Origin of the sequence: Proteus appendicitidis (assembly GCF_030271835.1) — a bacterium.
Classification (GTDB): Bacteria; Pseudomonadota; Gammaproteobacteria; order Enterobacterales; family Enterobacteriaceae; genus Proteus; species Proteus appendicitidis.
In genome coordinates this window covers 3,704,264-3,730,452 of record NZ_CP127389.1, presented here as the reverse complement: position 1 = coordinate 3,730,452, position 26,189 = coordinate 3,704,264, and the positions used below count along the sequence as shown (strand labels likewise).

The 26,189-nt window shown below is 41.7% G+C and carries 18 protein-coding genes, 2 tRNA genes and 3 rRNA genes; 15 read left to right on the top strand and 8 right to left on the bottom strand.

The features are described from left to right. The first annotated feature begins 30 nt into the window (after window positions 1–30). The 6 genes from nudC to QQS39_RS17010 all read left to right on the top strand — a co-directional run bounded on the left by nudC (window position 31) and on the right by QQS39_RS17010 (window position 4,474). Window positions 31–816, top strand: coding sequence for an NAD(+) diphosphatase (gene nudC / locus QQS39_RS17035; RefSeq protein WP_099074922.1), 786 nt, complete (start codon window positions 31–33; stop codon window positions 814–816). A gap of 88 nt (window positions 817–904) precedes the next feature. Next, window positions 905–1,978, top strand: coding sequence for a uroporphyrinogen decarboxylase (gene hemE / locus QQS39_RS17030; RefSeq protein ID WP_285805021.1), 1,074 nt, complete (start codon window positions 905–907; stop codon window positions 1,976–1,978). Next, window positions 1,971–2,639, top strand: a complete 669-nt coding sequence (gene nfi / locus QQS39_RS17025) for a deoxyribonuclease V (protein WP_285805020.1) — start codon at window positions 1,971–1,973, stop codon at window positions 2,637–2,639. The genes hemE and nfi overlap by 8 nt, the downstream gene beginning before the upstream one ends. 74 nt (window positions 2,640–2,713) lie before the next feature. After that, the gene (locus QQS39_RS17020) at window positions 2,714–3,304 is read left to right on the top strand and encodes a YjaG family protein (protein ID WP_023583105.1); all 591 of its coding nucleotides are present in this window, start codon (window positions 2,714–2,716) and stop codon (window positions 3,302–3,304) included. 190 nt (window positions 3,305–3,494) lie between these two features. Further along, window positions 3,495–3,767, top strand: coding sequence for an HU family DNA-binding protein (locus tag QQS39_RS17015; protein WP_004246922.1), 273 nt, complete (start codon window positions 3,495–3,497; stop codon window positions 3,765–3,767). 44 nt (window positions 3,768–3,811) lie between these two features. Then, window positions 3,812–4,474, top strand: coding sequence for a DUF1481 domain-containing protein (locus QQS39_RS17010; RefSeq protein ID WP_285805019.1), 663 nt, complete (start codon window positions 3,812–3,814; stop codon window positions 4,472–4,474). A gap of 24 nt (window positions 4,475–4,498) precedes the next feature. Here the strand turns inward: QQS39_RS17010 and purD are convergent, their stop codons facing one another. Then, window positions 4,499–5,788, bottom strand: coding sequence for a phosphoribosylamine--glycine ligase (gene purD / locus QQS39_RS17005; RefSeq protein ID WP_285805018.1), 1,290 nt, complete (start codon window positions 5,786–5,788; stop codon window positions 4,499–4,501). 12 nt (window positions 5,789–5,800) lie between these two features. Beyond that, window positions 5,801–7,390 carry a bifunctional phosphoribosylaminoimidazolecarboxamide formyltransferase/IMP cyclohydrolase gene (purH, locus tag QQS39_RS17000; protein WP_285805017.1) on the bottom strand — a complete coding sequence of 530 codons (1,590 nt, stop codon included), beginning with the start codon at window positions 7,388–7,390 and terminating at the stop codon, window positions 5,801–5,803. Between the two features lie 616 nt (window positions 7,391–8,006). Here purH and QQS39_RS16995 point away from each other — a divergent pair. From QQS39_RS16995 to rrf, 5 genes are all read left to right on the top strand, one after another. Further along, window positions 8,007–9,549 (top strand): 16S ribosomal RNA (locus QQS39_RS16995). Window positions 9,550–9,620: 71 nt separating this feature from the next. Beyond that, window positions 9,621–9,697 (top strand) — tRNA-Ile (locus tag QQS39_RS16990). A 160-nt stretch (window positions 9,698–9,857) separates the two neighbouring features. Beyond that, window positions 9,858–9,933: transfer RNA gene (locus tag QQS39_RS16985), tRNA-Ala, on the top strand. Between the two features lie 337 nt (window positions 9,934–10,270). After that, window positions 10,271–13,173, top strand: a 23S ribosomal RNA gene (locus QQS39_RS16980). Between the two features lie 117 nt (window positions 13,174–13,290). Continuing rightward, window positions 13,291–13,406: ribosomal RNA gene (gene rrf / locus QQS39_RS16975) — 5S ribosomal RNA — on the top strand. Together the 16S, 23S and 5S rRNA genes with 2 tRNA genes alongside form the textbook arrangement of a ribosomal RNA operon. A 115-nt stretch (window positions 13,407–13,521) precedes the next feature. Here rrf and idi read toward each other — a convergent pair. Further along, window positions 13,522–14,058 (bottom strand): isopentenyl-diphosphate Delta-isomerase, encoded by a 537-nt coding sequence (idi, locus tag QQS39_RS16970; protein WP_151436269.1) that lies wholly within the window; start codon window positions 14,056–14,058, stop codon window positions 13,522–13,524. A gap of 134 nt (window positions 14,059–14,192) precedes the next feature. Next, entirely contained in the window at window positions 14,193–14,837 is a 645-nt protein-coding gene (locus QQS39_RS16965; protein ID WP_285805016.1) for an epoxyqueuosine reductase QueH, read from the bottom strand. Window positions 14,838–15,088: 251 nt separating this feature from the next. On the opposite strand from QQS39_RS16965, the gene QQS39_RS16960 reads away from it, so the two are divergent. Next, the gene (locus QQS39_RS16960) at window positions 15,089–16,192 is read left to right on the top strand and encodes a glycerol dehydrogenase (protein WP_151436267.1); all 1,104 of its coding nucleotides are present in this window, start codon (window positions 15,089–15,091) and stop codon (window positions 16,190–16,192) included. Window positions 16,193–16,248: 56 nt separating this feature from the next. On the opposite strand, the gene metA is transcribed toward QQS39_RS16960, so the two are convergent. Beyond that, window positions 16,249–17,178 (bottom strand): homoserine O-acetyltransferase MetA, encoded by a 930-nt coding sequence (gene metA, locus QQS39_RS16955; protein ID WP_285805908.1) that lies wholly within the window; start codon window positions 17,176–17,178, stop codon window positions 16,249–16,251. A gap of 340 nt (window positions 17,179–17,518) precedes the next feature. On the opposite strand from metA, the gene aceB reads away from it, so the two are divergent. From aceB to aceK, 3 genes are all read left to right on the top strand, one after another. Next, complete coding sequence (gene aceB, locus QQS39_RS16950; RefSeq protein ID WP_285805015.1) at window positions 17,519–19,111, top strand: malate synthase A; 1,593 nt, start codon at window positions 17,519–17,521, stop codon at window positions 19,109–19,111. A 69-nt stretch (window positions 19,112–19,180) separates the two neighbouring features. Beyond that, window positions 19,181–20,488 carry an isocitrate lyase gene (gene aceA / locus QQS39_RS16945; protein ID WP_072065199.1) on the top strand — a complete coding sequence of 436 codons (1,308 nt, stop codon included), beginning with the start codon at window positions 19,181–19,183 and terminating at the stop codon, window positions 20,486–20,488. A gap of 86 nt (window positions 20,489–20,574) precedes the next feature. Next, window positions 20,575–22,284, top strand: coding sequence for a bifunctional isocitrate dehydrogenase kinase/phosphatase (gene aceK / locus QQS39_RS16940; protein WP_432711560.1), 1,710 nt, complete (start codon window positions 20,575–20,577; stop codon window positions 22,282–22,284). An 89-nt stretch (window positions 22,285–22,373) separates the two neighbouring features. Here the strand turns inward: aceK and QQS39_RS16935 are convergent, their stop codons facing one another. From QQS39_RS16935 to iclR, 3 genes are all read right to left on the bottom strand, one after another. Next, a complete protein-coding gene (locus QQS39_RS16935; protein WP_151436264.1) occupies window positions 22,374–23,015 on the bottom strand; it encodes a bifunctional 4-hydroxy-2-oxoglutarate aldolase/2-dehydro-3-deoxy-phosphogluconate aldolase in 642 nt (213 codons plus the stop codon). A 77-nt stretch (window positions 23,016–23,092) separates the two neighbouring features. Further along, the gene (edd, locus tag QQS39_RS16930; RefSeq protein ID WP_285805013.1) at window positions 23,093–24,949 is read right to left on the bottom strand and encodes a phosphogluconate dehydratase; all 1,857 of its coding nucleotides are present in this window, start codon (window positions 24,947–24,949) and stop codon (window positions 23,093–23,095) included. Between the two features lie 309 nt (window positions 24,950–25,258). Next, window positions 25,259–26,095, bottom strand: coding sequence for a glyoxylate bypass operon transcriptional repressor IclR (gene iclR, locus QQS39_RS16925; protein WP_151436262.1), 837 nt, complete (start codon window positions 26,093–26,095; stop codon window positions 25,259–25,261). Window positions 26,096–26,189 lie beyond the last annotated feature (94 nt).

The following is a 26,189-nucleotide window of genomic DNA, read 5'->3' as shown; positions in this document are numbered from 1 at the left end:
TATATCATTATTTTGGATAAAATGGTCGTTATGCATTTATATACATTAACAGGCTCCGAAAAAGGCTGGTGGACAGTCAGTCTTGGTGGGCGAGTATGGTTACCTAAAGGTGAACTGCCGTTTGGTTTAGCTAAAGATTGGGATCTCATTGGTCAGCACGCTAAAATTGTGGGGGAATGGCAAGGTGAAACAGTTTGGCTTATTCATGGAAAAATGGATAACGACATGTGCTCACCAAGACTTATCGCTTCACAAGATGAAAATTTATTTAAATTAGTCGGTCGTGGTGTCCAACTGGCTGAATTTTATCGTTCTCACCGTTTTTGTGGTTATTGTGGTTCTAAAATGCGCCATAGTGAGAGTGAATGGGCATGTTTATGCGATAATTGTCATGAACGTTATTATCCACAAATTGCTCCTTGTATTATTGTCGGTATTCGCCATGAAGATAAAATCTTATTAGCACATCATGTTAGACATAAACATTCACCGCTTTACACGGTACTCGCTGGTTTTGTTGAAGTTGGTGAAACACTAGAAGAAGCCGTGGCTCGTGAAGTGTTTGAAGAGAGCAATATTCGTATTCGCAATATTCGCTATGTATCATCTCAGCCTTGGCCGTTTCCTCATTCCTTAATGATGGGCTTTTTAGCTGATTATGATGGTGGCGAGCTACAACATGATCCTTCTGAATTAATGAGTGCGGGTTGGTATCGTTACGATCAATTACCTCAGATCCCACCACCTGATACTATTGCTCGACGCTTGATAGAAGACACGATAGCGAATATTAGACAAGATAAAGAAAAGAACTAAATAAAGACGCTGTCTGCCAACAGTTATTTTTCTAGCATGTTACAATGCATGCTATTTTGCGGCCCTATTACTGTTAATGGAGTTAGTCATGAGTGAGTTGAAAAACGACCGCTATTTACGTGCGCTGTTGCGCCAACCTGTTGATGTCACCCCTGTTTGGATGATGCGTCAGGCAGGCAGATATCTTCCTGAATACAAGGAAACACGGGCACAGGCGGGAGATTTCATCTCATTGTGCAAAAATACAGAACTAGCATGTGAAGTGACATTACAGCCTTTAAGACGTTTCCCTTTAGATGCCGCTATTTTATTTTCTGATATTTTAACTATTCCTGATGCAATGGGGCTAGGTCTTTACTTTGAAACAGGTGAAGGTCCTCGTTTTAAATCACCCATAAATAGTCTTGATGACATTAAAAAATTGCCTATTCCTGATCCTGAAGATGAACTGGGATATGTGATGAATGCAGTACGCGCTATTCGTCATGCATTGCAAGGTAGTGTGCCATTAATTGGTTTTTCAGGAAGCCCTTGGACATTGGCAACCTATATGGTTGAAGGTGGAAGTAGTAAGGCCTTCACAAAAATTAAAAAAATGATGTATTCAGAGCCTCAAGCACTACATCTATTACTGGATAAACTGGCAGATAGCGTTATTCTTTATTTGAATGCTCAAATTAAAGCGGGCGCACAATCTATCATGATCTTTGATACATGGGGTGGTGTGCTAACGGGGCGTGATTACCAACTCTTCTCATTACACTATATGCATAAGATTGTTGATGGTCTTATTCGTGAATATGATGGAAGAAAAGTACCAGTCACTTTATTTACTAAAGGTGGTGGCCGCTGGTTAGAAGCGATGGCGGCGACAGGTTGCGATGCATTAGGACTTGATTGGACTATTGATATTGAAGATGCACGCCGTCGAGTTGGGGATAAAGTTGCGCTACAAGGTAATATGGATCCTTCTATGCTGTATGCACCACCTACCAGAATAGAACAAGAAGTCGAAACTATTCTTGCTGGATTTGGTAAAGGCAACGGTCATGTCTTTAATCTTGGGCACGGTATTCATCAAGATGTTCCACCTGAACATGCTGGAGCATTCATTGATGCGGTTCACCGTTTATCGAAGCCTTATCATCAGGATAATGATTAATACCCAACAATTACGTCAAGAGCAGACAGAAAAAGCTCAACAGATTATTTTAACAGACCAATTTACAGCACCAACTTATATAGCCGGTGCTGATGTTGGTTTTGAAGACGGTGGCGCGGTCACTCGCGCCGCCATCGTGATTATGCATTACCCTTCTTTTGACATTCTTGAATACCAAATCGCGCGAATTCCTACAACACTTCCTTATATCCCAGGTTTGCTTTCATTTAGAGAGTGCCCAGCGCTCATGGCTGCGTGGCAATTAATCAAACAGAAGCCTTCTCTTATTTTTGTCGATGGGCAAGGTATTGCTCATCCTAGAAGGCTTGGTGTTGCAAGTCATTTTGGTTTATTAGTGGATACACCGACTATTGGCGTGGCAAAAAGTCGTTTATGTGGCATTGATAAATCCGTTAATGAAGAGATGGGAAGCAAGGAGCCGTTAATGGATAAGAATGAGCAAATAGGATGGATTTATCGCAGTAAGAAAAAATGCAAACCCCTGTATATTTCTCCGGGTCATAAAGTGAGTATGGAAGGTACTTTACAGTGGGTTGAGCTGTGTATGAAGGGGTATCGATTGCCAGAACCAACGCGTTGGGCTGACGGTATTGCTTCAAATAGGCGATTATTTGAGCAGTTGAATAAGAATAAGCTCTAAATGACCGGGAAATATGTGGATATTTTTAATTTTCAGGTAAACTGCGCCTAAGTTAAGAAAATGAGTAATCACGAATGTTGAAGAACCCAATCCATTTACGTTTAGAAAAGCTAGAAGCTTGGCAACACCTGACGTTTATGGCATGCCTGTGTGAGAGAATGTACCCAAATTATCAGGTATTTTGTCGTGAAACAGGTTTTACCGATCCAATGCTTTATCGCCGTATTCTCGATCTGGTTTGGGAAACTTTAACGGTGAAAGATGCAAAGGTTAATTTTGATTCTCAATTAGAGAAATTAGAAGAAGCTATTCCTGATGCATCTCAGTTCGAGATTTATGGTGTCTATCCTGCGATTGACGCCTGTGTTGCACTTAGTGAAATTGTTCACTCTCGTTTAAGCGGTGAATCGTTAAGTCACGCTATTGAAGTGAGTAAATTATCAGTAGGGACAGTTGCTTCACTTGAAATGACACAAGCAGAAAGAGAAATGAGTGAAGAAGAACTTAGATCTCTACCTGCTGTTATTGAAGAGTTCGATATCCAATGGGAAATTTACCGTCTACTTGTAGAATGTGAAGAAAGAGATGTCGAACTGATCAAAGGTCTACGTGCAGACCTTCGTGAAGCTGGAATGAGCAATATCGGTATAGAATTAACGCACTAAATCAGAAAAACGTGATTTAGTGCTTGAAAAGCGACGTTTAAAGACTTCACATCACCCCCGTGTATGTTCTACATTGGGTACGAAAAGAAGTGGCTCAGGTGTTTTACTTAATTTATCCTCTTAAAAAGATAAGTTAAGTTTTTTCACCAGATGTTTTTCAAACGATAAAACATACTTTAAGGACTATTTTATGAACAAAGCTGAATTAACCGAATCAGTTGCTGAAAAAGCGGATCTGACAAAAACTCAAGCAAAAGCTGCTATTGAAGCGTTTATCGATTCAGTAACAGGCGCTCTGAAAGAAGGCGATTCTGTACAGTTAGTTGGTTTCGGTACATTCAAGGTGAATCACCGTGCAGAGCGTACTGGTCGTAACCCTCAAACTGGTAAAGAAATTAAAATTGCAGCAGCTAACGTTCCTGCATTTACTGCCGGTAAGGCACTGAAAGACGCAGTAAAATAATTCCTTTGAACGGAATGAACAATAGAGGGGGATTTACTCCCCTTTTGTTGAAACGACAGGGGCTGTTAGCAATAGGATCTGCTTTTTTGCTCAGCGCCTGCTCCTCTACTGTGCAACTACCTGAATTTTCTGCAACAGGTTATATCGCGGATGAAGGTGTTGTGCGACTATGGCGTTTAAATAATACAGCGTCAGAACCTCAAGTGATCATGAGCGTTTATAGCTTTTATAAAAAGCCAGAAACTATCATCACATTCTATGAGTATCGCCAAAATAAGCTTTGGCAAGTCCGCTCTGAAGTTATCAATCCTAACGATCCATCATCTTGGCACCTTCGTTTAAATAAACGAGGTGAAGTTATTTTCATGCAACAAGAAAGCCATAAGCAAAAACGAGCATTAACAGAAGATGAACGTTTAAGAATGGTATTTGCTGCAAGTAAAGAGCGTGAAATTAGCGAAGCGCTTACTATCGGGAAAGTAAATTTAGTACAGGGTGTCTGGTATCAAAATACAATGACAACATGTGCTGGCGAGAAGGTGAGTGTTTCATTTGAAGGTCCTGAACAACGCTGGTTAAAAACAAGATCGCGCAATTCAAATAAGCCTTCTTATGTTGCTTGGCTTGATTCACCAGAAGGTAAGCAATTACTTATGGTTGCAGAACACGATTTTTGTAAATGGGAACCAACAAAAGAGAGCTTGTGATCACTCCCTTTTGCCGTTGTTAATTTATTTCTTTAAGCGAGCAATCGCTCGATAGCCGATATCATGGCGATAAAAACTACCATCCCAATGAATACCTTTCGCTAAAGCATAAGCATTTTTTTGAGCTTGTTCGATATCATCACCTAATGCAGTTGCACAGAGTACCCGCCCACCGGCAGTGATGACCTCGCCTTTCTCATTGAGTGTTGTTCCAGCTTGAAATACTTTGGCCGTTGTTGACGATGTTGGTGTTAAGCCTTCGATAACATCACCTTGACGATAATCCGCAGGATAGCCGCCAGCTGCAATCACAATCCCTAAAGCCGGACGAGGGTCCCAATGGGGATTTTTATCTTTTAAATTACCGTTTGCTCCAGCTAAACAAAGCTCTACTAAGTCAGATTGCATACGCATCATAATAGGTTGAGTTTCTGGATCACCAAAACGACAGTTAAACTCAATAACCTTAGCAACACCTTGTTTATCAATCATCAGCCCAGCATAAAGGAAACCTTGGTAGCGATGTCCTTCAGAAGCCATTCCTTTTACTGTTGGATAAATGATCCTTTCCATTACTTGCTGGTGGATTTTTGGTGTAACAACAGGTGCTGGCGAATATGCACCCATTCCCCCAGTATTAGGACCTGTATCGCCATCGCCGACACGCTTATGATCTTGGCTTGTTGCCATTGGAATAACGTGTTCACCATCAACGATGACAATAAAGCTAGCTTCTTCACCATCAAGATATTCTTCGATAACAATACGATGCCCTGCATCACCAAAAACATTGCCAGCCAGCATATCTTTAATTGCAGCTTCAGCCTCAGCTTGTGTCATTGCAACAATAACGCCTTTACCTGCTGCTAAACCGTCTGCTTTGATAACAATGGGTGCGCCCACTTTATTGAGGTACTCAAGTGCAGGTGCTATTTCTGTAAAATTTTGATAATCCGCAGTTGGAATTTTATGACGAGCTAAAAAATCTTTTGTGAAGGCTTTCGAACCCTCTAATTGAGCGGCACCTTTTGTTGGGCCAAAAATGGTCAGCCCCGCTGCTTTAAAGGCATCAACAACACCAATAACAAGTGGGGCTTCAGGGCCAACAATCGTTAAATCAATATTATTTTCTAGCGCAAAGGCAACTAATGCAGGAATATCCGTTGCACTGATTGCAACATTTTGTACGCCTTGCTCTAACGCTGTTCCAGCATTACCCGGTGCAACAAAGACTTGTGTAGTAAGCGGTGATTGAACCGCTTTCCAAGCTAAAGCATGTTCACGACCGCCATTACCAATAATCAAAATCTTCATATCAATACCCTATTAATGACGGAAGTGGCGCATATTGGTGAATATCATTGCGATGTTATGTTCATTTGCAGCTGCAATCACTTCATCATCACGAATTGAGCCACCAGGTTGAATAACACAAGTCACACCAGCAAGTGCGGCTGCATCAATACCATCTCGAAATGGGAAGAATGCATCTGATGCCATTGCACAGCCTGCAACTTCTAAACCTTCATCAGCGGCTTTAATACCCGCAATTTTGGCAGAATACACACGGCTCATTTGTCCTGCGCCAATACCGACGGTCATATCGTTTTTAGCGTAAACAATAGCATTTGATTTTACAAATTTTGCGACTTTCCAGCAAAACAGTGCATCTTTAAGTTCACGTTCACTTGGTTGACGCTGAGTAACCACTCTTAAGTTTTCTTCTTTTACCATACCCAAGTCACGATCTTGAACTAACAGCCCACCATTAACACGTTTGAAATCTAACGCTGGTTTAGCTTCTTGCCATTGACCGCAAGCTAATACACGAACATTTGGTTTTGTTTCTAAAATTGCTAGTGCATCTTCATTAATAGAAGGAGCGATGATCACTTCGACAAATTGACGTTCAATGATTGCACTTGCTGTTTTTGCATCTAATGGACGATTAAATGCGATAATGCCACCAAATGCAGAAGTTGGATCGGTTTTAAATGCGTTGTCATATGCTTGTGTGAGAGTGTTCGCAATTGCAACGCCACACGGGTTTGCATGTTTCACAATAACACAAGCAGGCTCGGAGAATGATTTCACACATTCTAACGCTGCATCAGTATCTGCAATGTTATTATAAGAAAGCGCTTTGCCTTGTAATTGGTTTGCAGTGGCAATAGACGCTTCTTCTATATTCTCTTCTATATAGAAAGCGGCTTGCTGATGAGCATTCTCACCATAACGCATATCTTGTTTCTTTATATAGTTCAGATTTAAGGTACGAGGGAAAGTGCCTGATGGTTGTGAAGTATCACCATAATAAGGTGCAACCTTTTGACCAAAGTAGTTAGCAATCATTCCGTCGTAAGCCGCTGTATGTTCAAAAGCTTTAATCGCCAAATCAAAGCGTGTATCTAAAGTAAGGCTATTCTCGTGATTATCCATTTCTTCAATCACTCTTTCATAGTCATTACTATTTACTACAATCGTCACATCCTTATGATTCTTCGCGGCAGAGCGAACCATGGTTGGTCCACCAATATCGATATTCTCCACAGCATCTGCTAATGAGCAATCTGGGCGAGCGACTGTTTTAGCGAAAGGATAAAGATTTACGACGACCATATCGATAGGACGAATTTCATGTTCTTCCATAATTGCATCGTCTTGCCCACGACGACCTAAAATTCCACCATGTACTTTAGGGTGCAGCGTTTTCACTCTGCCATCCATCATTTCTGGGAAACCTGTGTAATCGGAGACTTCAATAACCGGTAAGCCAGCTTCTGCTAATAGACGTGCGGTTCCGCCTGTCGATAAGAGTTCTACTTCTCTTTCAACAAGTGCTTTAGCAAATTCTAAAATACCTGCTTTATCAGACACACTTAAAAGTGCACGGCGGATAGGACGAAGATGTTGCATGAGTTTTATCCCTTGGGTTTGGTATAACGGTAGTAATGGTAGAGTTAAATCACATTAATACAGTGAAATTGTGTTTGCTTAACTAACATTTCAGAAGATGGACACAAAATCAATCTTACTTAATCGACCGTCATAATAGCGCAAACGTTTGCGTTTGACATGCTAATTTTATGTAAAAAGGCAGTCTGTGGATAAAATTGTTGATAAGTGCGTATAAGTGGGCGTTTTGCTGTGGAATTAAGCAAACGATTTTTTTTCTTAAAAAAACTATTGCCAGCCTCAGAAAACTCCCTATAATGCGTCCTCGTTGTCACGGCAAACCACGCTAAGTGAGTTAGCCGAGAGAACGAAGAAAAAAGTGAAAAGCCTTGAAAATAAACGCTTGACACTGAATGAGGAAGATGTAGAATGCACCTCCTCGCAACAACGCAGAAGACCGGAAACGGCAGCGAAAGTTGCACCGCTCTTTAACAAATTATCAGACAATCTGTGTGGGCACTCGCAGAGACGATATCTTCTAAAATATTAGATGTATCAAGTCTTGAAGAGTGAACAACAAAAGTAAATTCATTTATGAATAGCTAAGTTTTCGATTTCTTTGAGCATCAAACACTTTTAATTGAAGAGTTTGATCATGGCTCAGATTGAACGCTGGCGGCAGGCCTAACACATGCAAGTCGAGCGGTAACAGGAGAAAGCTTGCTTTCTTGCTGACGAGCGGCGGACGGGTGAGTAATGTATGGGGATCTGCCCGATAGAGGGGGATAACTACTGGAAACGGTAGCTAATACCGCATGACGTCTACGGACCAAAGCAGGGGCTCTTCGGACCTTGCGCTATCGGATGAACCCATATGGGATTAGCTAGTAGGTGAGGTAATGGCTCACCTAGGCGACGATCTCTAGCTGGTCTGAGAGGATGATCAGCCACACTGGGACTGAGACACGGCCCAGACTCCTACGGGAGGCAGCAGTGGGGAATATTGCACAATGGGCGCAAGCCTGATGCAGCCATGCCGCGTGTATGAAGAAGGCCTTAGGGTTGTAAAGTACTTTCAGCGGGGAGGAAGGTGATAAAGTTAATACCTTTGTCAATTGACGTTACCCGCAGAAGAAGCACCGGCTAACTCCGTGCCAGCAGCCGCGGTAATACGGAGGGTGCAAGCGTTAATCGGAATTACTGGGCGTAAAGCGCACGCAGGCGGTCAATTAAGTCAGATGTGAAAGCCCCGAGCTTAACTTGGGAATTGCATCTGAAACTGGTTGGCTAGAGTCTTGTAGAGGGGGGTAGAATTCCACGTGTAGCGGTGAAATGCGTAGAGATGTGGAGGAATACCGGTGGCGAAGGCGGCCCCCTGGACAAAGACTGACGCTCAGGTGCGAAAGCGTGGGGAGCAAACAGGATTAGATACCCTGGTAGTCCACGCTGTAAACGATGTCGATTTAGAGGTTGTGGTCTTGAACCGTGGCTTCTGGAGCTAACGCGTTAAATCGACCGCCTGGGGAGTACGGCCGCAAGGTTAAAACTCAAATGAATTGACGGGGGCCCGCACAAGCGGTGGAGCATGTGGTTTAATTCGATGCAACGCGAAGAACCTTACCTACTCTTGACATCCAGAGAATCCTTTAGAGATAGAGGAGTGCCTTCGGGAACTCTGAGACAGGTGCTGCATGGCTGTCGTCAGCTCGTGTTGTGAAATGTTGGGTTAAGTCCCGCAACGAGCGCAACCCTTATCCTTTGTTGCCAGCACGTAATGGCGGGAACTCAAAGGAGACTGCCGGTGATAAACCGGAGGAAGGTGGGGATGACGTCAAGTCATCATGGCCCTTACGAGTAGGGCTACACACGTGCTACAATGGCAGATACAAAGAGAAGCGACCTCGCGAGAGCAAGCGGAACTCATAAAGTCTGTCGTAGTCCGGATTGGAGTCTGCAACTCGACTCCATGAAGTCGGAATCGCTAGTAATCGTAGATCAGAATGCTACGGTGAATACGTTCCCGGGCCTTGTACACACCGCCCGTCACACCATGGGAGTGGGTTGCAAAAGAAGTAGGTAGCTTAACCTTCGGGAGGGCGCTTACCACTTTGTGATTCATGACTGGGGTGAAGTCGTAACAAGGTAACCGTAGGGGAACCTGCGGTTGGATCACCTCCTTACCTAAGAGATACGTGTTATGTGCAGTGCTCACACAGATTGTCTGATGAAGAACGAGCAGAAATACCGGTATAGGCTTGTAGCTCAGGTGGTTAGAGCGCACCCCTGATAAGGGTGAGGTCGGTGGTTCAAGTCCACTCAGGCCTACCAAATCGTATTGATACTGCGTTATGAAGCAACTCGTTTACTTAAAGTAAACTTCGTTACTCCATGCCTTGTCTCACTACGATTAGCTCTCTTCTTAATTAAAGGAACATTTCCGATAAGAGAGAATGCTGAGTAACAAAAAACGGTATTAAGAATGCATTATGGGGCTATAGCTCAGCTGGGAGAGCGCCTGCCTTGCACGCAGGAGGTCAGCGGTTCGATCCCGCTTAGCTCCACCATAATCTCTTGAATAAAAAATAATAATTCAGAGTATATTAGCAATAGTATACTGCGAATTATTTTGCTCTTTAACAATCTGGAACAAGCTGAAAAATTGAAAACAAATCAATATATCACCGAGGTATATTGATGAGTCTCTCAAAATCTCAAACTTTGAATGTGTTTTTGACATCAAAGTGGGATGAGCGAGCAATTTACAGTTCGAGGCGGCCAGCGCACAGCAAGCGGAACATACTAAAGTATGTGAGCATTGCGAGCACTGCCCAACGATGAAATGTAATCTGCGCAGCCATCACCACCAAGAGAGTCATCGAAAAAGACACCTTCGGGTTGTGAGGTTAAGCGAATAAGCGTACACGGTGGATGCCTAGGCAATCAGAGGCGATGAAGGACGTGCTAATCTGCGATAAGCGTCGGTAAGGTGATATGAACCGTTATACCCGACGATTTCCGAATGGGGAAACCCAATATCCAATGGATATTATCATTAACTGAATACATAGGTTAATGAAGCGAACCGGGAGAACTGAAACATCTCAGTACCCCGAGGAAAAGAAATCAACCGAGATTCCCCTAGTAGCGGCGAGCGAACGGGGAACAGCCCAGAGTCTTAATCAACAGCAGCATCAGGAGAACGGTCTGGAAAGTCCGGCAGTAAAGGGTGATAGCCCCGTATCTGAAGATGCTGTTATTGTGAACTCGACGAGTAGGGCGGGACACGTGTTATCCTGTCTGAATATGGGGGGACCATCCTCCAAGGCTAAATACTCCTGATTGACCGATAGTGAACCAGTACCGTGAGGGAAAGGCGAAAAGAACCCCGGCGAGGGGAGTGAAAAAGAACCTGAAACCGTGTACGTACAAGCAGTAGGAGCCTCTTCGTGAGGTGACTGCGTACCTTTTGTATAATGGGTCAGCGACTTATATTCTGTAGCAAGGTTAACCGTATAGGGGAGCCGTAGGGAAACCGAGTCTTAACTGGGCGAATGAGTTGCAGGGTATAGACCCGAAACCCGGTGATCTATCCATGGGCAGGTTGAAGGTTGGGTAACACTAACTGGAGGACCGAACCGACTAATGTTGAAAAATTAGCGGATGACTTGTGGATGGGGGTGAAAGGCCAATCAAACCGGGAGATAGCTGGTTCTCCCCGAAAGCTATTTAGGTAGCGCCTCGTGAACTCATCTTCGGGGGTAGAGCACTGTTTCGACTAGGGGGTCATCCCGACTTACCAACTCGATGCAAACTGCGAATACCGAAGAATGTTATCACGGGAGACACACGGCGGGTGCTAACGTCCGTCGTGAAGAGGGAAACAACCCAGACCGCCAGCTAAGGTCCCAAAGTCATGGTTAAGTGGGAAACGAAGTGGGAAGGCTCAGACAGCCAGGATGTTGGCTTAGAAGCAGCCATCATTTAAAGAAAGCGTAATAGCTCACTGGTCGAGTCGGCCCGCGCGGAAGATGTAACGGGGCTAAACCATGCACCGAAGCTGCGGCAGCGACACTATGTGTTGTTGGGTAGGGGAGCGTTCTGTAAGCCTGCGAAGGTGTACTGTGAGGTATGCTGGAGGTATCAGAAGTGCGAATGCTGACATAAGTAACGATAATGCGGGTGAAAAACCCGCACGCCGGAAGACCAAGGGTTCCTGTCCAACGTTAATCGGGGCAGGGTGAGTCGACCCCTAAGGCGAGGCTGAAAAGCGTAGTCGATGGGAAACGGGTTAATATTCCCGTACTGGTGGTAACTGCGATGGGGGAACGGAGAAGGCTAGGTTGTCCGGGCGACGGTCGTCCCGGTTCAAGCATGTAGGCAGAGTGATTAGGCAAATCCGGTCACTTAATGCTGAGGTGTGATGACGAGCCACTAAGGTGGTGAAGCAATTGATGCCCTGCTTCCAGGAAAAGCCTCTAAGCTTCAGGTTACCAACAATCGTACCCCAAACCGACACAGGTGGTCAGGTAGAGAATACTCAGGCGCTTGAGAGAACTCGGGTGAAGGAACTAGGCAAAATGGTGCCGTAACTTCGGGAGAAGGCACGCTGGCGGTAAGTGAAGTCCCTCGCGGACGGAGCCGAAGCCAGTCGAAGATACCAGCTGGCTGCAACTGTTTATTAAAAACACAGCACTGTGCAAACACGAAAGTGGACGTATACGGTGTGACGCCTGCCCGGTGCTGGAAGGTTAATTGATGGGGTTATCCTTAGGGAGAAGCTCTTGATCGAAGCCCCAGTAAACGGCGGCCGTAACTATAACGGTCCTAAGGTAGCGAAATTCCTTGTCGGGTAAGTTCCGACCTGCACGAATGGCGTAATGATGGCCAGGCTGTCTCCACCCGAGACTCAGTGAAATTGAACTCGCTGTGAAGATGCAGTGTACCCGCGGCAAGACGGAAAGACCCCGTGAACCTTTACTATAGCTTGACACTGAACATTGAGCCTTGATGTGTAGGATAGGTGGGAGACTATGAAGTGTGGACGCCAGTCTGCATGGAGTCAACCTTGAAATACCACCCTTTAACGTTTGATGTTCTAACCTAGGTCCATAATCTGGATCGGGGACCGTGTCTGGTGGGTAGTTTGACTGGGGCGGTCTCCTCCTAAAGAGTAACGGAGGAGCACGAAGGTTGGCTAAGCATGGTCGGACATCATGCGGTTAGTGCAAAGGCATAAGCCAGCTTGACTGTGAGAGTGACGGCTCGAGCAGGTACGAAAGTAGGTCTTAGTGATCCGGTGGTTCTGAATGGAAGGGCCATCGCTCAACGGATAAAAGGTACTCCGGGGATAACAGGCTGATACCGCCCAAGAGTTCATATCGACGGCGGTGTTTGGCACCTCGATGTCGGCTCATCACATCCTGGGGCTGAAGTAGGTCCCAAGGGTATGGCTGTTCGCCATTTAAAGTGGTACGCGAGCTGGGTTTAGAACGTCGTGAGACAGTTCGGTCCCTATCTGCCGTGGGCGTTGGAAGATTGAGAGGGGTTGCTCCTAGTACGAGAGGACCGGAGTGAACGCACCACTGGTGTTCGGGTTGTCATGCCAATGGCATTGCCCGGTAGCTAAGTGCGGAAGAGATAACCGCTGAAAGCATCTAAGCGGGAAACTTGCCTCGAGATGAGTCTTCCCTGTCACCTAGAGTGACCTAAAGGAACGTTTAAGACTAAGACGTTGATAGGCTGGGTGTGTAAGCGTAGCGATACGTTGAGCTAACCAGTACTAATGAACCGTGAGGCTTAACCTGACAACACCGAAGGTGTTTTGTCTGAGAGACGACAGTAGATGAAGTAAGCTTGTTTAAGATTGAAATTGCTGGTTACTGAGGAAGAAACAACAGTAACGGGTAATAAAACCGAATTTGCTTGGCGGCCATAGCGCAGCGGACCCACCTGAATCCATGCCGAACTCAGAAGTGAAACGTTGTAGCGCCGATGGTAGTGTGGGGTCTCCCCATGTGAGAGTAGGGAACTGCCAGGCATTAAATAAGACGAGAAAGCCAACCCAATGGGTTGGCTTTTTTGCGTTTGGGGTTTTTAAAAGATCAAAAGAATGAGCAAGTTATTTTATATTTAGGTTATTAATAAGATAATTGCTAAATAATGCCTTGGCTCCAACGAGAAAATTGCTCAATCCCCATTCGATTTAATATATAACGAAACCAAGCACTGTAATTTTGTGGGTTTTCTTCGGTATCTTGATAGAGTGTATCTAAAGAAATCCAACGATAATTCATCACTTCATCTGGATTGCTATGTGGTAATTCGTTACTAAATCCAAGAAATAGGTGATCAAATTCATGCTCTATCAGATCATCTGTCACTTTTTCGTTATACAGAATAGTTCCAATAGGTTGCATATCACATTTCATGCCTAATTCTTCATTTAAACGACGATGAATAGCATCTGAAAGTAATTCGTTTGGAAGCGGGTGACTACAACATGTATTTGCCCATAAACCACCAGAGTGATATTTAGAAATTGCACGTTGTTGAATGAGTAATTGCTGTTTTGAATTAAAAATAAATATTGAAAAGGCTCGATGCAAGGCGCCTACAATATGAGCTTCAAGCTTTGGCATTGTTCCCAGCTCATTATCATTTTTATCTACGAGAATAACAGCGTCTTCCACAAGAAATCACCTTAATAAAATAATACATTGTTATAGCGCGAATATAACATGACTGTATATCAAATAACGATTTATTGTGTTGTTCTTTTTATGGCATCACATTGCGATGCCATAAAATAAAAGGAAAGAAAGATCTAAGGGGTATAATATTGAACACCAATCTTAATAAGTTCTCTACCTTGTGATTTGCGATGCTTATTTGTATCTCTTAATGAATAAATACATCCACAATACTCTTGTTGGTAGAATTGTTCACGCTTACTTATTTCGATCATCCTGGCAGAGCCACCTTTTTTACGCCAATTATAATCCCAATAAATCATATTAGGATAAGGCGCTACAGCCCTTTCTCCACAACCGTTTATTTGTTTCATGTCTTTCCATCGGGAGATCCCAAGTGAACTTGAAATAATGGAAAAGCCATTCTCAGCCGCATAAAGAGCGGTTCTTTCAAAACGCATATCAAAACACATTGTGCATCGAATACCTCGTTCGGGTTCTTTCTCCATACCTTTTGCTCTTTCAAACCAATTATCAGTATCATAATCAGCATCAACAAAAGGAATATTATGTTTTTTAGCGAAACGAATATTCTCTTCCTTACGAATCAAATACTCTTTTTGAGGATGGATATTGGGATTATAGAAAAAAATAGTGTAATCAATACCTGAAGCTTGTAATGCTTCCATGACTTCACCAGAACAAGGAGCACAGCAAGAATGTAGTAAAAGCTTATTTTGATTTGCAGGTAATGTGAGCTTTTCTCGAATAAGAGCCATAGATGATCCTAAATAACATTATTTAGTTGTAAAATGATGCTTTTATTATAGTGATAAATACGTGGATAATCTGCTTTTTTAAAATTATTTAAAAATAACTATTTGTTTTATATAAATTAAAAATAATAAATTAGAATAATTTAGATAATGACTATCAGAGAGTTTACTAGATTCATATTATGATGAGAGGTAAGATGAAATACTAATTCTGCTACTGTTTGTAGTAAAATCTAAAATAAAGGAATTTAGTTATGTCATCTATATTACCTCGCTCTGTAACCTCGCCAAAAAAATTCTTTATTGGTAGCCAATTACTGTCTTCTGTCGGTAAATATGTAAAAGATTTTGGTGATAACGCATTTATTATTAGTGATGAGTTTTTTTTAGACAAAGTAACTAAAGAAGCAGTTCCTTCTTTAAAAGAAAATGGCATTGTTTCACTGGTTGAAAAATTTAATTACGAATGTACTGAAGCAGAAGTTAATCGCCTTGGTAAAATTGCGATTGAAAATAAAGCGAATGTTATTATTGGTATTGGGGGTGGTAAGACATTAGACGTGTCTAAAGCCGTTGCTTATTATCAGCACATTCCTGTTATTTTATTCCCAACTATCGCTTCAACTGATGCACCTTGTACTGCATTGTCTGTGTTATATAAAGAAAATGGTGAGTTTGATAAATATTTATTCTTACCACAAAACCCAGATGTTGTTATTGCCGATACCGCTATTATTGCATCCGCTCCACAACGCTTTTTCTCAGCAGGCGTTGGTGATGCTCTAGCAACTTATTTTGAAGCACGAGCTTGCTATCAAGCAGACGGCTTAAATTTAGTCAATCAACGTCCATCACGTACAGGTCTTGGTTTAGCACAACTTTGTTTTGAAATGTTAAGTGAAAACATTGATAAAGCAATGGATGCTATTCGCCATAAAATTACTACCCCTGCATTAGAGCAAACTATTGAAGCGACAATTTACCTTAGTGGTGTTGGTGCTGAAGCCGGTGGTTTAGCGGCTGCTCACGCAGTAAATAATGGTATGTCTGCTGTTGAGTCTTTACACCGAGTCCAACATGGTGAAAAAGTGGTATTCGGTTTATTAACTCAATTAGTGTTAGAAAATGCACCACAAAAAGAAATTGATGAAGTGATCCGTATTATTAAAGCGGCAGAATTACCACTGACACTTGAAGATATGGGCATGAAAGAATTTATTGAAAGTGAATGGCGCACTGTTGCTAAAATCGCCTGTGCTGAAGGCGACACTATGGGTAATATGCCAATGAGAGTAACTGAAGAAGATGTTTATAATGCAATGATCGCAGCTAACGCATTGGCTCATCGTTATAAATAATTCTTAGTTTAGTAAATGATTATCTTAAAACCCCAAATTGATTTTGGGGTTTTTCTTTAATCTAATGTAGGGTTCATTTGGGCAAGATCGAACGGTGTTATCTGATAAACATAGTAGTTCAACCAATTTGCAAACAATAAATGTCCATGACTACGCCAAGAAGCGATAGGTTTTTTACTCGGATCATTATTAGGAAAATAGTTTTCGGGTAATTGAGGGTCTAACCCCGCTTTAACATCACGATGATATTCATCTGCTAGTGTATTGGGATCGTATTCTGGGTGCCCAGTTGCAAAAACAACCCTTTTATCCTTTGACGCAAATAAATAAGCGCCAGCTTCTTCTGATGTTGCAAGGATTTCTAAATCAGTATTATTTTGAATAAAGTCGATAGGGAAACCAGCATAACGAGAATGCGGAGCAAAGAAAGTCTCATCAAACCCGCGTGTTAACAGTGAAAATGGTGAGCAAGTGTTATGACTATATACGCCTGAAATTTTTTGTTCTAGCGTGTATTTAGGCAGGCCGTATAAGATATTCAATCCAGCTTGAGCTGCCCAACATATAAAGAGTGTAGAAGTCACATGCTCTTTAGCCCACGTAATGACTTCTTTTATTTCATCCCAATAAGCCACATCTTCAAATTCAACTAGCCCTAATGGCGCGCCCGTGACAATAAGCCCATCGAAATTTTGTTCTTTAATTTGGTCAAAATCACAATAGAAAGTATCGAGATGCTCTACCGGGGTATTTTTAGGAACACGAAAGTCAATACGCAATAATTGAATATCAATTTGCAGAGGGCTATTAGAAAGCAATCGTAGAAATTGATTTTCTGTTTCTATTTTTTTGGGCATTAAATTAAGGATAAGCACTTTTAAAGGGCGAATATCTTGAATACTCGCTCTACTGGATGTCATAACAAAGACATTCTCTTTTTGTAAACAACGGACTGCGGGTAGCTCATCGGGTACTCTAATTGGCATTTCAATAACCTCTAAAAAACATCTAGACATCTAGAAGCCTGAATTTAGCTAATAACCTTTTCAATGTCGAGGTCTTCATGTTGTGTATGAAGAATATTCATATAAGAAAAAGCTATATAGGCACAATCATCAAATATTAATCTTCCTTTTTCTCTGTCTATTATCGATCTCTTCCAGATCCCTCGAATTATTTTGAAATTCTGATTTTTGTACAATAAAAAAACACCGATGTAATCACATTGTTAAAAATTATTTAAATAAAAATGGAATTCATTTTTGATTTTTGTAAAAACTGCATTAATCTTAATCAGGTGTGTAAAAGATTTTAGGGGAATACAGAATGTCACAATCGTTAACTACAGAAGAATTAGATTTTACGCAATCTTTTGGTGAGCAGGAAAAAGATATATTAAATCATGATGTTAAGTTATTTTTAACTGATTTGGTAAATCATTTCTCAGATAGACGCCATGCTTTATTAGCTGAAAGAGATAGCTGGAAACATAGAGTTGATAATGGCGAACTTCCTAATTTTATTTCGGAATCAGATTCCATTATAAAATCTGAGTGGAAAGTTAATCCCATACCTAAAGATCTTCAAGACCGTCGTGTGGAAATAACCGGACCTGTCGATCGCAAAATGGTTATCAATGCACTAAATGCGAATGTGAAAGTCTTTATGGCGGACTTTGAAGACTCTTTAGCGCCTACATGGGACAAAGTGATTGATGGTCAGATCAATTTGCGTGATGCCGTCAAAGGCACGATTTCTTATACCAATGAACAAGGTAAATGTTATCAACTTAAAGCGTCACCTGCGGTATTGATTGCAAGAGTAAGAGGGCTTCACCTTCCTGAAAAGCATGTGCTATGGCAAGGAAAGCCTATTGCAGGGGGATTATTTGATTTTGCTTTGTATTTTTACCATAACTACAAAGCCTTATTAGAAAAAAGGAGTGGCCCTTATTTTTACATTCCTAAATTGCAAACATGGCAAGAGGCTAAATGGTGGAGTGATGTTTTTCATTTCACTGAACAGCGTTTTGGTTTAGCAACAGGAACCATTAAAGCCACCGTATTAATTGAAACCCTACCCGCTGTTTTTCAAATGGAAGAAATTCTCTTTCATATGAAAGAGCATATCGTGGGGCTTAATTGTGGTCGTTGGGATTATATTTTTAGCTATATCAAAACATTAAAAAATTATCCAGATCGTGTATTACCTGATAGACAGGGGATCACGATGACTCAACCTTTCTTAAGTGCTTATTCACGTTTACTGATCCAGACGTGTCATAAACGAGGTGCTTTTGCTATGGGTGGAATGTCGGCATTTATCCCAAGTCGAGATCCTGAGCAAAACGGCATTATTTTGAAAAAAGTATTTGATGATAAAGAATTTGAAGCAACAAATGGCCATGATGGTACTTGGATTGCTCACCCCGGTCTTGCTGAAACGGTATTAGCTGCTTTTGATCCTATTTTAGGATCTCGACAAAACCAACTCGATGTACAACGCAATGAGAAAATAACGGCAGAAATGTTATTAGCACCTTGTACAGGCGAACGTACAGAAAAGGGCATGAGAGCTAATATTCGCGTTGCGGTGCAATATATTGAAGCGTGGATTTCTGGTAATGGTTGCGTACCTATCTATGGATTAATGGAAGATGCAGCAACAGCAGAAATATCGCGTACCTCTATTTGGCAATGGATCCGCCATCAAAAAACACTGTCTGATGGGCAAGTCGTGACTAAAGATCTCTTTCGTAAAATGCTGAAAGAAGAGCTTGAAGTGATACGCCAAGAAGTCGGTGATACTCGTTTTGAAGAAGGACGTTTTAAAGAAGCGGCTTCTTTGATGGATAAGATTACAACCCAAGATGAATTAGTCGATTTTCTGACTTTACCGGGTTACCAACTTTTAAATTAAAAAAGATACGTTAAAACGTATTTATAAACTGCAAACATCATCACTACCGTATTTATAGGAGCTGTTTTTATGACTATTAGTAGATCAGAGCAAATCGCCCAATTAGAGAAAGAGTGGGAACAACCTCGCTGGAAAGGTATTACCCGTCCTTATAGCGCTGAAGATGTCATTAAATTAAGAGGTTCGGTTAACCCAGAACATACCTTAGCAAGACGTGGCGCTCAAAGGCTTTGGTCATCATTAAATGGTAAATCGAAAAAGGGTTATGTTAATGCATTAGGAGCTTTAACTGGTGGGCAAGCGTTGCAACAAGCAAAAGCAGGGTTAGAAGCTGTTTACCTTTCAGGATGGCAAGTGGCTGCTGATGCTAACACCGCAGCAAGTATGTACCCTGATCAATCTCTATATCCAGTTGATTCTGTTCCTAATGTTGTTCAGCGTATCAATAATACGTTTAGACGAGCTGATCAAATTCAGTGGTCAAATGGTATTGGTCCTCAGCATAAAGATTATATTGATTTTTTCCTTCCTATTGTGGCTGATGCGGAAGCCGGTTTTGGTGGAGTATTAAATGCCTTTGAATTAATGAAGGCGATGATTGAAGCTGGAGCGGCAGGTGTTCACTTTGAAGATCAGTTAGCGGCAGTGAAAAAATGTGGTCATATGGGAGGAAAAGTATTAGTTCCTACTCAAGAGGCTGTACAAAAGCTTGTTGCTGCACGTTTAGCCGCAGATGTGTCTGATGTGCCAACATTACTTGTTGCAAGAACAGATGCTGATGCTGCTGATCTCTTAACTTCAGATTGCGATCCTTATGATAGCTCATTCTTAACCGGAGAGCGCACACCTGAAGGTTTTTTCTGTACCCATGCGGGTATTGATCAAGCAATTAGCCGCGGGCTTGCTTATGCACCTTATGCTGATCTGGTGTGGTGTGAAACATCACTTCCTGATCTGAAAATGGCTGCTAAGTTTGCAGAAGCTATTCACGATAAATACCCCGGAAAAATGCTGGCTTATAACTGCTCGCCTTCTTTTAACTGGAAAAAGAACCTTGATGATCGCACGATTGCTCATTTCCAAGATGAGCTATCAGCAATGGGATATAAATTCCAGTTTATTACCTTAGCGGGCATTCACAGCATGTGGTTCAACATGTTTGATCTGGCACATGATTACGCTAAAGGTGAAGGCATGAAGCATTATGTAGAGAAAGTGCAAGAAAAAGAGTTTGCTGCACTTAATCAAGGTTATACCTTCTCCTCGCATCAGCAAGAAGTGGGAACAGGGTATTTTGATAAAGTGACCACGATTATTCAAGGTGGTATGTCTTCAGTGACGGCACTAACAGGCTCTACAGAAGAACAACAATTCTAGTTTGCGCAAGCCACAAGTTTTAAAAATATCATTATCTGTTTTTGTGGTGATAATTCAGGAGCAGGATGCTCCTCTTTTTCGTGAGGTTGTTAATGACGCCAGAAGATTTAATTGCTCAAACAATTTTACAAGGCTTTGATGCCCAATATGGTCGCTTTCTCGAGATAACGTCAGGGGCGCAATATCGTTTTGAGCAAGCGGATTGGCATGGTGTTCAAATCGCGATGAAGGAACGCATCCGGTTATACGATAATCATGTTGGATTAGTGGTTGAACAACTTAGGTGTATTCGACATGATATTGATAAAGAAAGCCTTTTCCTACAAAGAGTGAAAGAGAACTATACGCAATTATTACCCAATTACCCTCGATTTGAGATCGCAGAGAGCTTTTTTAATTCTGTTTATTGTCGTCTGTTTTACCATCGTGAATTGAATAAAAAAAACCTATTTGTTTTTTCATCCCAACCAGCTTATCGCTTTACACAAGCACCTCGACCGTTATCAAAGCAGTTTGTTATTCAAAGTGATTTACCCACATTACTGCAAGACATTTTATCTCGCTTACCTTTGCGACTACCGTGGCAAAATAAACAGCGTGATATTCATGCTATTTGTAATGTACTTACTGCCCAGTTCTCTTCTGAACAATTGCAGAGTGCGGTATTTCATATCGCAAACGAACTTTTTTATCGTAATAAAGCGGCTTGGTTGATTGGTAAAATAGTGATTAATGAGCAATATATTCCATTCTTATTACCTATTCATAATGTTGAGCAACAATTACTGATTGATACTTGCCTTATCTCGGCAGATGAAGCGAGTATCGTTTTTGGTTTTGCCCGTTCTTATTTTATGGTTTATGCCCCATTTCCAGCAGCATTAGTTGCATGGTTAAGAGATATATTACCGAGCAAATCTATCGCTGAGCTTTATATGTCAATAGGGTGTCAAAAACATGGTAAAACAGAATACTATCGTGAATACCTCGCCTTTATGAATTTTTCATCAGAGCAATTTATTGAAGCTCCCGGTGTAAAAGGTATGGTGATGTTGGTATTTACATTACCCACTTATGATCGTGTTTTTAAAGTGATCAAAGATAAGTTTGCGCCCCAAAAAACGATCACTGCAGAGCGTGTAAAAGAGTGCTATCAATTAGTTAAAGAACACGATCGTGTCGGGCGCATGGCGGATACCCAAGAGTTCGAAAACTTTATGATCGATAAGAAAAGAATTAGCCCTGAATTAATGGCTGTTTTTGAACAAGAGATCCCCAATAAGCTAGAAGATCTGGGAGATAAATTATTGATCCGTCATCTGTATATGGAACGTCGAATGACGCCACTTAATATCTATATGGAACAGTGTGATGACAATCAGCTTAAAGCGGTCGTTGAAGATTATGGGCAAGCGTTGAAAGAGCTTATTGCAGCGAATATTTTTCCCGGTGATATGCTGTTTAAAAACTTTGGTGTGACTCGTCATCATCGTGTGATTTTCTATGACTATGATGAAATTAGTTATATGACAGACATGAATTTTCGTGCGATCCCTCCTGCCCGTTACCCTGAAGATGAATTAGCGAGCGAGCCTTGGTATAGCGTTGCACTCAATGATGTATTTCCTGAAGAATTTCGCTATTTCCTATGCAGTGATAAGCGGGTTTGCGACTATTTTGAAGCTCTACATCGTGAGCTTTTATCACCAGAATATTGGCAACAACAGCAGCAAAAAATTAAAGACGGGTATATTGAAGATGTTTATGCCTATTCCCAAACCAAGCGATTTACTTAATAAATTGCCTTAGGAAAAGATAAAAATAAAGATAGGTACAAGGGGATACCTACCTTTATTAGATAAAACCTATTTTTGTACTGAGATCATTAACGTTGAGTACCCGCAACAGCTTCTTTAGCTAATTCAGTAATACGTTGGAAATCACCTGCTTTCACTGCATCATTAGGTACTAACCAAGAACCACCAATACAAAGCACACTCTCAAGTGCAAGGTAATTACGGTAGTTTTCTGGCGAAATACCGCCAGTTGGGCAGAAACGGATGGTTGAGAATGGTCCTGCAATGGCTTTTAATGCCTTTACACCACCATTAGCTTCTGCGGGGAAAAATTTAAATTCATTTAAACCGTAGCTCATTCCCAGCATTAATTCAGAAACTGTTGAAATTCCTGGAATTAAAGGAATAGTTCCCGCAACGGCTGCTTTGAGTAATGCTTCTGTTAATCCTGGGCTAATAGCAAATTGAGCGCCTGCTTCAGTAACTTGTGCTAATTGTTGAGGATTAATTACCGTACCCGCACCCACAATGGCTTCAGGAACTTCTTTTGCAATACGGCGGATAGCTTCAATTGCACATTCTGTACGTAATGTCACTTCTAAAACTTTGACACCACCGGCGACTAACGCTTTTGCAACAGGGACTGCATCATCAATATGGTTGATAACAATAACAGGAACAACAGGCCCTGATTTTAGTACAGACTCTGCACTTGTATTCCAATGATCCATGATTGTATTTCCTAATCAGAAAATGGTGAGCAAATATATTTAATCTGCTCCTCGTTAAGCCTTAAAACTTGTCTACATTAAAAATCGATGCAACAAGCACCTTGTTCAGCACCTGATAAATGACGGCGTAAATTAACGAATAACTCACGACCACAGCCTGTATTGTTGGCACTTAAATCAGGGATTTTATCTTGGCGAGCATTTAATGTTTGCTCATCAACAAGCAACGTTAACTCACCTGTTTTACCATTAACACGAATGATATCACCATCACGCACTTTGGATAATAAGCCACCATTTACAGCCTCTGGTGTAACATGAATTGCGGCGGGAACTTTACCGGAGGCTCCTGAAAGTCTGCCATCTGTAACTAATGCGACTTTGTAGCCTTTATCCATTAACACTCCTAACGGCGGCATTAATTTGTGTAATTCAGGCATCCCATTGGCTTGTGGTCCTTGATAACGCACAACGACCACACAATCTTTATTTAACTCACCAGCTTCAAATTTAGCGGCAATATCATGTTGGCTATTAAAAACAACAGCTGGCGCTTCGATAATTTTATTCTCATCGGGTACCGCAGAGGTTTTCATTACCGCTCTACCTAAATTACCTTGCATCACTTGTGTACCACCATGTGATGAGAATGGCGTATTTATATCAGCAATCACATCTTTATCTAAAGAGCTTATCGCACCTTCACGCCAATCAAGTTTGCCGTCATTTAACCAAGGCTCTAAGGTATAGCGTTCAATACCAAATCCAGCCACCGTGTTTACATCACGATGAATTAAGCCTTTTTTCAGTAATTCACGAATAATGAGAGCAATTCCTCCAGCCGCTTGGAATTGGTTAATATCAGCAGGGCCATTAGGATAAATGCGAGCAATAAGTGGAACAACTTGCGAAAGCTCAGAGAAATCATCCCAATTAATAATAATACCTGCTGCACGAGCCATTGCGACTAAGTGCATAGTGAGATTAGTGGAACCGCCTGTTGTTAACAGAGCAATAATGCCATTTACAATCACTTTCTCATCAACTAATTGCCCGATAGGAAGATAGTTACCCGAGTTTTCAGTGAGACGCACAATTTGGCTCGCGGCTGCGTCAGTCAATGCATCACGCAATGGTGTATTAGGATGTACAAAAGAAGCTCCAGGTAAATGTAACCCCATTATTTCCATCACCATTTGGTTGGAATTCGCTGTGCCATAAAAGGTACAAGTTCCAATACTATGATAAGAAGCGGCTTCTGCTTCTAACAAGGCATTACGATCCACTTTACCTTCAGCATAAAGCTGGCGAATACGGACTTTTTCTTTATTGGGTAAACCGCTAGTCATAGGACCCGCAGGAACAAAAATAGCAGGAAGATGACCAAAAGAGAGTGCCGCCATCGCTAATCCGGGAACGATTTTATCGCAGATCCCTAAATAGAGCGCGCCATCAAACATATTATGGGATAAGCCCACTGCCGCTGACATTGCAATAACATCACGGCTAAGGAGCGATAGCTCCATACCATCTTGCCCCTGAGTGACACCATCGCACATTGCAGGAACACCGCCTGCCACTTGTCCTACGGCACCAACAGCATGTAATGCTTTTTTAATTTTTTGAGGATAATCTTCATACGGTTGATGAGCCGACAACATATCATTGTAAGCAGTGATAATGGCAATATCATTATGAACCATATTTTTCAGAAGATTTTTATCGTCAGCCTGACAAGCTGCGAAACCATGAGCCAAATTACCGCAAGCCAATTGAGCACGATGTACTGTTTGACTTTTTGCGGCTTCAATTTTTTTCAGATAAGCACGACGTGTTGTTTGTGAACGAGCAATAATGCGTTCAGTCACCTGTTTTACTGTTTCGTTAAGGGGAACAACGTCGTTCTGAATTGGGTCATGATTTTTAGGGGTCATAATGATGCTTCCTTTAGTCACACAAGGGTGATGAGCGTTACTATTAGCTTTAAAAAAAGAGAATACTTAAACTCGCTATAGTATTTGTTACCGGTAACATTGTTACGGGTAACAAGCAGAGTTGCAATACTCTTAATGCACCATAAACAACATCTGTGATCAGCATCAATTTTTTGGGGTGAGAAATAACAGTTTTTTAATATTTAACGAAAATAAAGCATAAAAGCTGTCATTTTAAAAAGCTGAATCGGTTTAATTTTGGAGATACCTTCCTCATTATTTGCAATGAGGAAGGTGAAAAAGAGGGGATTAACTTTTTACGCCACCGTATTCACGGCTAATTTGTTTTGCTGCTTTTATCACCATGGCTCCTAATTCAGTGATGCGAGAATCCGTCATTCTAGAAACTGGGCCAGAAAGCGAAATCGCCGCAAAAGGCTGGTGGTGTTCATCATAAATACAAGCACCTATACAGCGTAAGCCCAAAGCATGCTCTTCATCATCGAAAGAAAAACCTTGTTTGCGAGCTTGCTCTAAGCTTTCTTTTAGGGAAGAGGGAAGTGTTCGGGTGTGAGGTGTATAAGCCATTAAGCCTTTTTTCTGGAGCAAAGGCAGTAATTTATTTTCTGGTAAAGTAGAAAGAAACGCTTTACCTGCGCCCGATGCATGCATCGGTAATTTACCGCCAATAGGTGCGGACATTCTCATTAACGCATTACATTGCACTTGATCGACAATTACCGCATCAAATTCAATTTGGTCAAGAATTGCCAGATTAACGGTTTCACCCGAGTCTTCCATCAACTGACGTAAAATAGGATGCACCATTACCAAAAGATTGCGGGTTTGTAGAAAGCTACTGCCAACAATAAAGGCGTGTGTCCCTACCACCCATAATCCTAAATCTCCGACTTGGCGAACAAAACCATGCTGTTGAAGTGTCGTGAGTAGGCGGTGTGTTGTGGAATTGGGTAACCCAGCTTGGAAGGCGAGATCAGTTAGAGCGATCCCCCCCGGAGATTCGGAAATATATTCCAATAATGTCAGCCCACGACTTAATGACTGAACTGGACCTCCTTGTGCAGTGCTTTGAGTGGCAGTTGTTTTTGTCTTACGTACTTTTTTATTTGTAGGGGAAACTGTCATGCATACACTCCAGAAATGCTATCCATAATAATATCTATTATGAACTATCTCGTATAATAAAACTCCTCCGATCACTACATTTTTCAAAACAAAA